The sequence below is a fragment of the Bacillus sp. UNC41MFS5 genome, assembly GCF_000686805.1.
The window spans coordinates 306,412-319,004 of sequence record NZ_JMLP01000011.1 but is presented as its reverse complement, the minus strand read 5'-3'; the positions used below and the strand labels follow the sequence as shown (position 1 = coordinate 319,004).

At 39.0% G+C, this 12,593-nt stretch carries 9 protein-coding genes; 5 read left to right on the top strand and 4 right to left on the bottom strand.

The window, feature by feature from the left end; all coding sequences use genetic code 11:
* Positions 1 to 55: 55 nt before the first annotated feature.
* The 4 genes from solA to BR30_RS0106385 all read left to right on the top strand — a co-directional run bounded on the left by solA (position 56) and on the right by BR30_RS0106385 (position 5,666).
* Positions 56 to 1,186 carry an N-methyl-L-tryptophan oxidase gene (solA, locus tag BR30_RS0106400; protein ID WP_026564293.1) on the top strand — a complete coding sequence of 377 codons (1,131 nt, stop codon included), beginning with the start codon at positions 56 to 58 and terminating at the stop codon, positions 1,184 to 1,186.
* A 242-nt stretch (positions 1,187 to 1,428) separates the two neighbouring features.
* Positions 1,429 to 2,808, top strand: a complete 1,380-nt coding sequence (locus tag BR30_RS32790; protein ID WP_051633489.1) for an MFS transporter — start codon at positions 1,429 to 1,431, stop codon at positions 2,806 to 2,808.
* A 25-nt stretch (positions 2,809 to 2,833) separates the two neighbouring features.
* On the top strand, positions 2,834 to 4,393 hold the full coding sequence (gene hutH, locus BR30_RS0106390) for a histidine ammonia-lyase (RefSeq protein ID WP_026564292.1): 1,560 nt from the start codon (positions 2,834 to 2,836) through the stop codon (positions 4,391 to 4,393).
* 76 nt (positions 4,394 to 4,469) lie between these two features.
* Entirely contained in the window at positions 4,470 to 5,666 is a 1,197-nt protein-coding gene (locus BR30_RS0106385) for a helix-turn-helix domain-containing protein (protein WP_026564291.1), read from the top strand.
* 176 nt (positions 5,667 to 5,842) lie between these two features.
* Here the strand turns inward: BR30_RS0106385 and BR30_RS0106380 are convergent, their stop codons facing one another.
* Complete coding sequence (locus BR30_RS0106380) at positions 5,843 to 7,438, bottom strand: CehA/McbA family metallohydrolase domain-containing protein (protein WP_026564290.1); 1,596 nt, start codon at positions 7,436 to 7,438, stop codon at positions 5,843 to 5,845.
* A 285-nt stretch (positions 7,439 to 7,723) separates the two neighbouring features.
* On the bottom strand, positions 7,724 to 8,506 hold the full coding sequence (locus tag BR30_RS0106375; RefSeq protein ID WP_026564289.1) for a 3D domain-containing protein: 783 nt from the start codon (positions 8,504 to 8,506) through the stop codon (positions 7,724 to 7,726).
* Positions 8,507 to 8,913: 407 nt separating this feature from the next.
* Between BR30_RS0106375 and nagZ the strand changes: the two genes are divergently transcribed.
* A complete protein-coding gene (nagZ, locus tag BR30_RS0106370; RefSeq protein WP_026564288.1) occupies positions 8,914 to 10,668 on the top strand; it encodes a beta-N-acetylhexosaminidase in 1,755 nt (584 codons plus the stop codon).
* Between the two features lie 104 nt (positions 10,669 to 10,772).
* On the opposite strand, the gene BR30_RS0106365 is transcribed toward nagZ, so the two are convergent.
* Together BR30_RS0106365 and BR30_RS0106360 are read right to left on the bottom strand one after the other, a co-directional pair.
* On the bottom strand, positions 10,773 to 12,275 hold the full coding sequence (locus BR30_RS0106365; RefSeq protein WP_026564287.1) for a sodium:solute symporter family protein: 1,503 nt from the start codon (positions 12,273 to 12,275) through the stop codon (positions 10,773 to 10,775).
* A complete protein-coding gene (locus BR30_RS0106360; RefSeq protein WP_026564286.1) occupies positions 12,275 to 12,478 on the bottom strand; it encodes a DUF3311 domain-containing protein in 204 nt (67 codons plus the stop codon). Before BR30_RS0106360 ends, BR30_RS0106365 begins: the two co-directional genes overlap by 1 nt.
* Positions 12,479 to 12,593 lie beyond the last annotated feature (115 nt).

The window sequence follows — 12,593 nt, the reverse complement described above, 5'->3', positions numbered from 1 at the left end:
TGATATTATTATTTCATACTTAAATAAGAGAATGGAAGGATGCGTGATTCGTTTGATGGACCACTATGATGTTGTAATTGTAGGTGCAGGGTCGATGGGCATGGCTGCGGGGTATTACTTATCAAAACTTGGGAAAAGGACTTTATTAATAGATGCTAATGATCCTCCACATAGCTTTGGAAGTCATCATGGAGATACGAGAATCATTCGTCATGCATATGGAGAAGGAAGGCAATATGTTCCGCTTGCGCTCGGGGCCCAAGAATTGTGGCAGGAATTGGAACAAGAATCAGGAATGGAGTTGTTTTCTCCTACAGGTGTCTTGTGTGTAGGTGCAGAGGGCTCTCCCTTTATCGAAGAGGTAATCAAAAGTGCCAAGGAATTTTCTTTACCACAGGAAGTCCTAACAAGTGATGCGATTAATGATCGCTGGAAAGGCATTTCCCTACCAGAGGGCCTAGTTGGGTGTTTAGAAAAAAAATCTGGGGTGCTTTTTAGTGAAGAATGTATTCGAGCTTATCGCCGGCAAGGTTTAGAGAATGGGATGACCTTAGTACCTCATACAAAAGTGGAAAAAATAGAGAAGTTTGCCGAAGGTTCCATCGTACATACAAAACATGAACAATATGCTGCTGATTATGTGGTTGTCGCTTCAGGAGCATGGACAGGGAAAATCCTTGAGGGAACAGGGGTTGAACTTCCTCTTCAACCGATACGTAAGACCGTCTCCTGGTTTGAATGCGATGAGCGTCTCTATGACTCTAGTCATTTTCCTGCTTTTAGTATGGAAGTATCAAATGAACATTTTTATGGCTTTCCATCTATTAATGGAAGTGGATTAAAGATTGGAAGGCATGATGGAGGCGAAATGGTAGAGCCGGATAGTTTCAATCGGGAATATGGAGTGGGTTCATCAGACGAGAATGGGTGTCGAGATTTTATTAAGAAATACCTGCCGAAAGCCAATGGCCCTCTTATTAAAGGAAAGACATGTCTTTATACACTGACGCCAGATGAACATTTTATCATTGACCGTCACCCTGTATTTTCAAATATCATAATAGCTGCAGGCTTTTCCGGACATGGCTTTAAATTTTCAAGCGTCATAGGAAAAGTTATTTGTGATCTAGTTACAGATGGTCAAGCAAATTATGATATCTCGATGTTTACACTTCAACGATTTTAAAAATATTAAAGCCAGAGAGGGAGACTCTTAACGAGATTTCCTTCTTTTTTTGATGGTGAACTCACTATACAATAGCAATATTGTGCTAATAGTTCGAATGATTATCTAGAGCCTTCCTTATTTCAAAACATTATAATTTAGTTAGCTAAAGTGTAAACGCTTTAAAAAGGGTGAAAGGAAGAAAGTTATTTTTTTGGGAATATTTTTCTGAAAAATTAAAAAACATTAAAAAGGAGTTTTTTATGAGCAATCAAAAATATTTAATGGATGATGCCCCACTTAATAAATTTCACCTTCGAATTACGGCACTTACTTTCGGTTCTAATTTTTCGGATGGTTTTGCTTTAGGAATTATTGGAATGGCGCTTTCTTTATTAGGGCCAGAAATGAAACTAGGACCTATATGGGAAGGATTAATCGGAAGCTCCGCTTTAATTGGTCTCTTTTTTGGGAGCCTATTTCTAGGAGGATTATCTGATCGAATTGGCAGACAAAAAATCTACTTAGCTAATTTTCTGATTATAACGATTGCCTCTGCGTTACAGTTTTTTGTACATGACCCATGGACGCTATTCATTTTACGCTTAATGATCGGGATTGCATTAGGAGGAGACTACGCAGTTGGTTCGACATTACTTGCTGAGTTTGCCCCTAGAAAGTATAGAGGATTATTGCTTTCTTCTTTAAATGTACTCTGGACTGTCGGGTATGTCGTTTCAAATATCGTCGGTTTTTATTTACAAAAATCAGGACCGGATTCTTGGCGATGGATGCTTGTGAGTGCTGCTATTCCCGCTTTTATTGTACTAATTTTGCGTATTGGAACTCCCGAATCGCCACTCTGGTTACTTAAAATGGGACGTGCGGAAGAGGCTCGTGCCATCGTAAGAAAATATATTGGACCCAATGCCATAATGGATGAAACGATTAAAGAAAATTCCAAAACAGCTTTCCGTATGGTCGATCTTTTCAGTAAGCATCTTTGGAAGCGGACAACATTTGGATCTTTATTTTATTTATGTCAGGTTGTTCCGTATTTCGCCATCTATACCTTTCTCCCTACCATATTAAGTAAAATGGGATTTGAAGAAACGTTTAGTGTTGATATGCAGCTGAACCTTTTCCTACTAGTTGGATCCATTGTTGGGGTATGGTGTACCGAAAAGCTTACTCGAAGAAGCTTCACCATTTATACCTTTATCATTCTTACCATTTCTTTATTTATTTTAAGTGTATTGCCAAAAGAATCACATACTATAGCAATTATTGTATTTGCAACCTTCACATTTGTGATGTCTGCTGCTTCAAACCTTACATTAGTGTATCCCGCAGAACTTTTCCCGACAGAAATTCGTGGAACAGGTGTCGGCGTTACGACTGCTGTTAGCCGCATTGGTTCTGCAATCGGAACCTTTCTGTTACCTGTAAGTGTTAGTTCGTGGGGAATGGGACCTTCTATGATTGCGATGAGTGCGATTCTATTGATTGGAACGATTGTCTCAATTGCGTGGGCACCAGAAACCAAGTATCTGTCAATGAGTGAAGTAGATAACCCAGACCTTGAAACAGGGAACTCTTCAATCATAGATTCTTCGCTATCCAATAAAAGAAATTTATCATAAGCTTTTGAATAAAGAGGTGTTTTAGATGACCAAGAATGAAAACTTACACCCAAAGGACATAAAAGAGGTTATTCTTGGAGATAAGGAACTTTCGATTCATGAGGTGATAGCTGTTGCAAGATATTCAGCCCAGGTTACTTTTACAGAAACTTATTGTAACAGGGTGAAAACCTCACGTGAATTAATCGAAAAGTTTTTACAAGAAGAGCGCGCGATTTATGGAGTGACGACCGGATTTGGCAGCAATGTAACAAAAGTAATCTCGAAGAACGATGCAGAAATCCTACAACGCAATATTGTTCGATCGCATGCTGTTTCTGTCGGAGATCCGCTGGAAAAGGAAGTGGTTAGAGCTATTCAGTTCATGATCCTAAACCAGTTAGGGCATGGATTTTCAGGAGTCAGTTTAGCGGTTTTAGAACTAATGGCAGAATTATTGAACTGTGACATCTTACCGGTTGTACCTGGTGATGGCTCAGTGGCCTATCTTGCTCCTGAAGCCCACATTGCTTTAGTATTAATGGGTGAAGGGACAGCTTGGTATAATGGAGAACTCCTTTCAGGCTGTGAAGCCTTAGAAAGAGCAGGGCTGGAACCAGTGGTACTAGGCTGCAAAGAAGGACTAGCCCTTTTAAGTGGTACGACTTCAGTTACCGCGTTTGCCGCTCTCGCTTTATACAATGCGATTCAAGCTGTGAAGACCGCAGATATTTCGGGAGCTATGTCGTTTGAATCGTTAAAAGGAACCATAAAGGCTTTCGACCCTCGCCTCCATTCCTTAAAAAAGCATGAGGAACAGAGTAAAACAGCTCGAAATCTAGCAAAAATTCTTCATGGCAGTGAAATTGTTGAAAAGTACCAGGATTATCGCTTACAAGATGCACTGAGTCTACGAAGTATTCCACAAGTTCATGGTGCGGTAAAAAAGGTAATGAAAAATGCGTTGGAAAACTTGATGAATGAAATGCAGTCCACCAGTGATAATCCAGTCATCTGGCCGGAAGGGGACGATGGAATTGCCTTAATGGGTGGGAATTTCGATAGCTCTTTTGTTGGAATGGATGCAGATTCGATGTGTATCGCGATGGCGAACTTAGCCAAGATAGCGGAACGTCGGATTGATCGCCTAGTGAATTATCATGTAAGCGAACTGCCCAGCTTCTTAGTGGCCAATCCTGGCTTGAATAATGGCTACATGATTCCACAATACACGGCTGCGGGATTATTAAATGAAATCAGAGTTCTTTCACATCCTGCTACCGTTGATAATGTCTCGACTTGTGCGAATCAAGAGGATGTGGTGAGTTTTGCCTATTTTGCTGCTAAGAAAGCCTATCAAGTTTCCAAGAAGCTTCAATATATTTTAGCGATTGAACTCATGCTAGGCGCGCAGGCTTTAGATTTCCACGAATCATTGAGTCCATCACCGGTAACCGGAAAAGTTCATCAGTTTATCCGAGCGAAAGTACCAACAGTAAAAGAGGACCGTTTTTTCCATCCTGATATCGAAATCATTTTCCACCACATCCTAGAAGGAGAAATCGTTACACTAGTCGAAGAGTTAATTGGAGAAATAGAATATTGATTGTTTAAGGAGGAAGCCGCTGAAAGCTTCTTCCTTTTCTTTAACTTAGAAGACAGGACGGACGAGGGGTATAATTATGAAGCAAGATTCAAACAGCGCTGCTTTTTCCCATCTTCTACTCTCTGGAACGCTTGTTCATGAAGGGACATTTACAGAATTACAACAAAAATTCGGAATTTCTATTCATCCACATTTAGTAATGGTTATTTCAATCGACCGTTATCCAGATATGGCAAGCGGGAATTCTTTGGAGTGGAAAAAAGAGGTTGGTCAGCAGCTAGTGAGAAAAATTGAGGAAACTGTAAGTATTCCTTTTCTTTGGAATTGGATTGAAGAGGGTGTTCTTGCTCTTCTCTTAGAATTGGAAGAACAGGATTCCGTAAATGTGTTTAATAGAAAAATGGTTAATATGGCGAAAGAAATTCAACTTGCTACCAATTGTATTGATCTTTCTGTATCCATAGGTATTGGCAGATATTATCGAGATCCTTATGCGCTGTACCAATCATTTTTAGAAGCAAGGAAATCGATGTCAGGCCGCTTTTTCCAAGGGAATCAATTAATCTTTCATTACGAAATGAAACGAAATAATGAGGAGCCACTTATTAATCCGTTTAATGAAGAAAAAGCAGAATTGCTTGCACTTGTTAAAATTGGAGATATAGAAGGGATTATTCTTAATTTGAAACGACTCATGGAAAAATTAGCAGTCGCTAGTCATTTTAATGAGGATATTTTCAAAACAGAAGTAGTGTCCATCGTCTTATTATTGTCTAAACGGGTGATAGATTCAGGTGCAAATGCAATAACGATCCATTCCAATAATACTAATTTTATTCAAAACTTGTATCATATTATTCGTTACGACAAATGTGTCAAGCAGGTTTGTGAATATGCCGTTTGGCTTACGGAGCAATTAGAAAACACGAATCGAAATGAAGTAACTCCTTTAATTCAACAAGCCATCCGTTATATAAAAGAAAACCATCAGAAGAGTATTTCTCTAAATGAAGTAGCACAATATTGTTGCTTGAGTCGGCATCATTTTAGTCATTTGTTTAAGAAAGAAGTAGGGAGTAGTTTGATTGATTATTTAAATCGAATGAGAATTGACATGTCTTTATCATATTTAGAGATGACAGATTTGCCAATAAGCGAGATTGCAGCAAGAATAGGATTCGATGATGCCAATTATTTTAGCCGCATGTTTAAAAAATATATGGAGTTTAGCCCTTCCGATTATCGTATAGCAAGGAATAGGACAAAAAAATAAGAGGGGCTTCCTCCTTTATCAGGATGATGCCCGCTCTTTTTGCTATAAGAAGTCTATCGATTTCTGGAAAGATATGATCCAGGCTGGATTTTCACTGCTCCGATTTGGACTGCTGCTTAATTCGTGTAACCTGTTTTGCCTGCATAATGTTTTAATCGCATATAATTAGCAACAAATTATTGTCTGTTCACAGTGTTATGTTTCTCATCGTGGACGCTGACAAAAACGGGGTTTGAGTAAAACCAAAGATCTTTATAGTTTCGTTTGTTGATTTCGGCAAAACGAGTTTCATTGTCCTCAATATTAGTCATTGGATCAATCAATGGCTCACCATTACTTGTTTCACCAGAGACATTTACTCCTAAATTCGTTCCTCTTAGACGGAAGTATTGGTCCTTACTCACTTTCACTTTATAGGTAATCACATGGTAGCCTTGATTATCCGTATTCCAGTCTTTGCTTGTAAATCGTTTAATGACTTTAGTCGTATCGTTGGTGTTTTTACTGTATGCAGGTGTGCCTGGTACGGCTTTTCCTGTTACTTCACCGGAAATAAGATCGACATGATTCACTTGAACCGGGTCGCCATTGTTGTTTTTTTGCGGGCTTTTGAATCGGATTGTCAGTTTAACCATTTGTCCCTCTTTTACTGGCAGATTTCCACCCATTTCTGCTTTGCTGCCTCGGCTTGCTGCATGGAAATCAAGTTCGTTAATTAAGTCTCCAAATACGGAGAAAGATTTCCCTGACTTCATGCCATCAAGAACATCCTGCATCGTGTATCCGTTCACCCACGTATAATTCTTGGAATACTCGCCAGGCCAGTATCCACTAGAGTAAAGGCGATTATTGCTGATCTCAAAATGGGAATCGGAATTGGAAAAGTTCCAGAACCGTCGTCCTTCTCCGAGGAGTGCATCCCAAGTGCCGCCAACCTTCGCAAGCATGTAATCAGAACCGCCGTATGTCCGGTTTTCTGACGTTGTAAGATTTAAGCCGCCTCTGTCGGGCTCCATCTGGTTGCCGGGCATACCTTCAAAGCCGAACACGACATCTGGTGCGATATTATTGAAGTCACGGAAATCCGAAATGGTGTACACCCTTTTTCTCGAAGGATGGTTCAAGATGGCATAACTAGTATTCTTGTACTTTTTTTCAAGCCATGCTAAAGCTGTCCGAGCATCCTGAGCTGTTGTGTAGGCTCTTTGCTGCTGTGCTTTCCAGACCGCTGTATCGGCCGGATCAAACATCTTTTCATCCCGGTTTGTAAATAAATACTCAAACTGATTTCCAGCTTTTAAACTTTCCGCTGCTCCTGGGTGGTCTCCCAAAATGCCGATACCGACATGCTCATAAGTAGGCATGTCCCATTCGAATCCTGAAAAGATAATTTTATTTTTATATTTCCCTGCTTCCTGCAGTTGTTTTATCTTTGGAGCCTGAAATTGAAAGATTCCCTGAGACAGCGGAATGGGCCCGCCCGGAATCGGGTTTCCTACATCATCCCGGGAAGACATTCGCAAGTGATCAGAAATGGCCATCCAATCCATCTCATACTTATCAAACGTGTTGTCTAGTACTCTTTCAAGCGTCTGAGATCCTTCCGCATCGTCAGATTGAGCGGTATGCGCATGATATTCTCCGCTCAACCACCGGCCGCCTGAATTCCCCTCATTGTTGTCTCTTTTTTCATTTGCATTCACTGACAAACCTTGAGATAAAATCGAAAGGCTGAGCGCCAGGGCGGTTAGTGGTTTCAATTTATGTAACATTTTCGATCCCTCCAAAATAATAATATTTTCCAAAATAATAATAGGAAAGTATTATTAAGCCTTTGTTGAGGGATTATATTATTTTTGTAAAAATCCTATCTTGTTCACTAATTGCCAGATGGACTTATTTAGCTTTACTACAGTGAACCATATCATAAATAGGTGGGCAATCGAATCATTTAATAAAGTTAATGTATAAAAAAACTGCAACCCCTTGGTACTTAATGGGATTGCAGTTTTTTGTACTTAAATTGAGATTCTCAGGATAGCCTGATATTGGCCAGGTTAGTTTAATATTTTTACTTTTAATTGTTTTACCCCAAAATTAATTGCATCTTGTTGAGAAGGAATAAAGACATCAATTCGGTTTCCTTTAATGGCTCCACCAGTATCTCCGGCGGTTGCTTCACCATAGCCTTCTACATAAACTTTACTGCCAAGTGGTATAACATTTGGGTCAACTGCAATGACTTTTGCATTTGGGTTTGCTTTAAGGTTTATTCCAGTAGCCGTAGTACCTGAACATCCCTCACATGAAGCCGTATAGGCTGTAGCTTTCACAGTAATTTCCCTTGAACTTGTATTACTAGTTGATGCAGCTTCTACCTTAGGTTCACTTTCCTTTGGTGCCTGCGCTGCAGGATTTGCAGATGCTGCTTGTGCAGCTTGCTTGATTGGTTCCTCTGTTACAACCTTAGTAGTAGTATTATTTAAACCTTCATAGATTAATAGATTTAATCCAGGATGGATGAGATCGGTAGTTAATTGGTTCCATTCTTTAAGTTGCGGAACAGTTACATGATAATCTATGGAAATGTCCCATAGTGTGTCACCTTTTTTAACTGTATAATGTTTTTCCGGTGCAATGGTTAATACATCCCCGGGGTGAATAAGGTCCGTAGTAAGATGATTCAACTTTAGAATATTTTCTAAAGAAGTATTATTTGCGCGTGATAGATCCCAAAGGGTATCCCCTTTTTGTACAGTAATCGTTGCAGCTTGTACATTAGCACTTACAGTTACTGAGAGTACAGCAACTGCTAAAATTGATAGAATTCTTTTAAGCATTCTTTTACCCTCCATGTTCTTTGGTTGCTAAGTTTTCTAAATAGTAACATAGAATTTTCTGAAACAAAGAACAAGGAGGTATTAAATCGTTTACATCCGTGGCATTTATATTGCAATAATATTTCTAAGCTAATCGAAAAATCAGAAAATAATATTTTTCTAAAAGACCCATTCAAAGCAGAAAGTCCGGTAAATACACGATTCAATCTCCGTCGTTACCTGGAATTCTGTTCCATAAAAGAATTGTTTCTAGATTCATTAAAAAGCCGTAATATACAAAGGTATGAATCATATTTGTATATTACAGCAAGTTATTTACGCTCCATTTAGGTATAATGGATAAACAAGTCATGGTGAAAGACTAGCAATAAATAAATGGCAAATTCGCCAAAGAAAGGGATCCTTTTATGTCAAAACGTAAAAAATCCAACTTGAAACCTCTTATTTTGTCAATCCTATCTTTCCTTATTATTCTCGTTGTAGTTATTTATGCTATTGATAAGGACTGGGGCGGAAAACAGTCAACAAAGGTAAACTCTAAGCCACCCCAAACCTCAACAAATGTACCAACAGAATCAGTTGAAGACAAAAATCAGGATCTGCATGCCCATAGTAGTGAAATATTTTCCCAGGCAAAGGAAGGAAAAGTGGTTACCATTCCTTTCATTTCCGGTAAGACTAAGGCTAAGGAAGTACATAATAAATGGGGAGAACCGAACCAAACAACAGAAACTGCAAGTGGAAGATTCGAAGAATATGTGGATCGAAATGTCGTCATTGGATATCTGGGTGAAGTTGTCTCGGATATCAGATCATATGATCCTAAATTACAAAAAATCCGGCAAAATGAAATCAAGTTGACAGGTGGCGAACCTGATGAGATTCGGTACTTCAAAGACGATACTCATGACCAAATCATTCTGGTCTATCAGGTTACCCCTTTAACAGAGTTAAAATGGATCTTACCAAAACCAACCGATCAGGAGCCTAATCCAAAAGTGGACCATATTTCAGTCTATACAAAAGTAAAAAATCAAGTGGGTCAACCCAATCAGCCTGTCCAACAAAAGAACATATCAGATCTGATAGCAGGTATGAGTTTAGATGAGAAAATTGGGCAAATGATCATCGCAGGTATAACTGGCACCACCATGGATACAAATACAAAAAACTTAATAACGAAATACAAGGTTGGTGGGATTATTTTTTATCAGAACAATCTAGTAAACCCAACCCAAGCAGTTCAGCTTCTAAATCAAATGAAGTCTGAAAGTAATCCTAATTTGCCGCTTCTACTAAGTGTTGATCAAGAAGGTGGGCGTGTTACCAGGCTCCCTGGTGGATTGATTAATTTTCCAACCAATAAAGAAATTGGGGCAATTAATAATTCTCAGTTTTCCTATAATGTGGGGACGATGTTAGGGAAGGAGTTAAAAGAATTTGGTTTCAATCTTGATTTTGCTCCTGTGCTGGACATCAACAGCAATCCAAAAAACCCGGTTATAGGGGATAGATCATACGGGAATAATTCTGAAATTGTTAGTAAGCTTGGTATTCAAACCTTTAAAGGTATACAGTCGCAAAACATTATCCCAACCATTAAGCATTTTCCAGGTCATGGAGATACGTCTGTTGACTCCCATCTGGAGCTGCCAATTGTGAATAAAAGCCTTCAGCAACTAAAAGAGCTCGAATTAATCCCGTTTGAGCAGGCAATCAATAGCGGTGCTGATGTTGTTATGGTGGCCCATATCTTATTGCCCAAACTGGATGCTACTTTTCCATCTTCCATGTCCAAAAATATAATAACAGGAATCTTGAGGCAACAGTTGGACTATAGCGGTGTTGTAATAACTGATGACATGACAATGAAGGCGATTATTGACCATTATTCAATTGGCAGGGCAGCAGTTGAATCAGTCAGGGCTGGCAGCGATATTATTTTAGTTGGACATGATTATAACAATATAGTGGAAACCATTTCTTCTTTAAAAATCGCTGTCCAAAAAGGGGAAATTACTGAACAAAGAATAAATGAGAGTGTCAGTAGAATTTTGAAGTTAAAAAAGAAATATGAAATAAATAATGCGAAAGTGAAAGATGTGAATATAGAGGAAATAAACCAATCAATAAAAAAACTCCTGGATGAGTATTCAAAATAATTGTTAGTATATTTCAACCAGGCAAAAAAACACCGTTTGGACTAGCATAGGTCCAAACGGTGTAACTACATTAAAAGTGTTTATTTTAAGGAGCAATTATTTAGTTATGCGCCTTTTCTAAGTTTTGATTGTGCAGATTTTGCAGAATTAAACAAATACTCTTTCACAGAATTGGTTCGTTGTTTCGCTTTTGCTGCGAAAAATGGATTTAATAGAATAATGGTTAATAAGTTTGCAGATAATCCCCAAAACCCTTCATAAATTCCATGCGAGCTGTTTGTTCCGTATACTGTAAAGGTTGTTGCCAAACCGACAAGCAATCCAATCGTTGTAGCTTCTTTCGTTTGATTTTTCCAGAATAAGCTGATCACAATCGCTGGGAAAATCTGAACCATTCCTGATACACCTAAAAGCTGTAAAGATACTAACGCTGTAGGGAATAACAGTCCAAATAATAAAGCAAGGCCAATGACAACGAATACCATGGAACGAGTAACGAGTGTTAATTTGGCGCCTTTTACGTTCGGATTGATTAAATCACGATAGATGTTGTTGGCAAATAAGTTGGACGCACCGATGGCCATAATCGAACATGGAATTAACGATGCTAAGGCGATCGTTGAATACGCTAAGCCTTGTCCAATCCCGCCGTATGAAACTTGAATGAGATTTAAAAAGGCAAACCGTGGATTGCTTCCTTCCGGTAACACATGGAATGCGACAAAGCCAAGGAAAATAACCAGGATTAGGACGATATTATATAAAGGAAGGAAGATCGCATTTTTTCGAACAGCATCCGCACTTTTCGCTGTGAATACGCCTGTTGCCCCGTGGGCCCACATAAATAATGCCAAGGCTGAAACAAGTGATGCGGTCATGAACCATGGAATGCCTTTCGGGCCAGTTGTCGGAATCGTCAGTAGTTGTGGTGATTCCTTGACAAAGGTATCGATCATTGGGCTCCAGCCGCCAAAATGAATAATCGGCAGAGAAACGACAAGGAATAACATAATCGCCCAGACAAGTACATCTTTAATGATCGCTGTATAAGTCGGGCCTTTGATTCCGCTAAAAAAGGTAAACAGAGCCACCAGCAAGAAGGATGTAATCACGACTACCTTGACATTGATAAAACCTGTTCCAGCTACTTGAAGCGTATCTTGAATGCCTGCTAGCTGCAAATCAATATATGGGATTAGCATTAATACGCCGACAATAGCAATAATAGAAGATAGAAGTTTACTGCCAAAACGTTCTCGCGCATAATCCGCTAATGTGGTCAGCTTGAATTTATTCGCTACCTTCCATAGTTTAGGAAGATAAAAATAGGAAACAAAATAAGCGATGATACAATAAGGAATCGCAAAGAAGGCAAGACTTCCACCTGCATAAGCTGTACTTGTAAGTCCTAAAAAGGTATAAGCCGTATATAAATCTGCTCCTACTAAAAACCAAACCAGCAATCCGCCAAAGCGTCTACCACCAACGGACCATTCCTCTACTGAGCTTCGTGCTGTTTTATTACGCCCTGCTATAAATCCAATTAAAACAACGGTTAAGACAATGAATGCTGTGATTAACAAAGCTGTTAAATTTCCCTGTTGCATTAGTCAAGACTCCCTTCCGATTTATCGAGTTGATAGATCCCTAATGTGCATAACGGTGTTAGGATGATCCATAAAAACAGCCAAAATTGAAGAAAGGGTAATCCCAAAACAATCGGGTCGATTCGATTGACGAAAGGAAGGACCACTAACTGCGAAATTAATGGGAGTATGATTAGTAATGATTTTATGAATTTTCTGCCCATGTAAGAACCTCCTATTTGATCATTGTTGAGCAAGATTAAAATAGTAATATTGTTCAACTAATAGTATTGTTGGATAATTTTTTATGTTCGTAATAGTAACAAATTTGGTAAGAGA

What these genes read in the sequence shown, in the direction of transcription:
- solA (WP_026564293.1), top strand. Translation starts at nt 56, where the DNA reads ATGGACCACTATGATGTTGTAATTGTAGGTGCAGGGTCGATGGGCATG.
- BR30_RS32790 (WP_051633489.1), top strand. Translation starts at nt 1,429, where the DNA reads ATGAGCAATCAAAAATATTTAATGGATGATGCCCCACTTAATAAATTT.
- hutH (WP_026564292.1), top strand. Translation starts at nt 2,834, where the DNA reads ATGACCAAGAATGAAAACTTACACCCAAAGGACATAAAAGAGGTTATT.
- BR30_RS0106385 (WP_026564291.1), top strand. Translation starts at nt 4,470, where the DNA reads ATGAAGCAAGATTCAAACAGCGCTGCTTTTTCCCATCTTCTACTCTCT.
- BR30_RS0106380 (WP_026564290.1), bottom strand. Translation starts at nt 7,438, where the DNA reads ATGTTACATAAATTGAAACCACTAACCGCCCTGGCGCTCAGCCTTTCG.
- BR30_RS0106375 (WP_026564289.1), bottom strand. Translation starts at nt 8,506, where the DNA reads ATGCTTAAAAGAATTCTATCAATTTTAGCAGTTGCTGTACTCTCAGTA.
- nagZ (WP_026564288.1), top strand. Translation starts at nt 8,914, where the DNA reads ATGTCAAAACGTAAAAAATCCAACTTGAAACCTCTTATTTTGTCAATC.
- BR30_RS0106365 (WP_026564287.1), bottom strand. Translation starts at nt 12,275, where the DNA reads ATGCAACAGGGAAATTTAACAGCTTTGTTAATCACAGCATTCATTGTC.
- BR30_RS0106360 (WP_026564286.1), bottom strand. Translation starts at nt 12,478, where the DNA reads ATGGGCAGAAAATTCATAAAATCATTACTAATCATACTCCCATTAATT.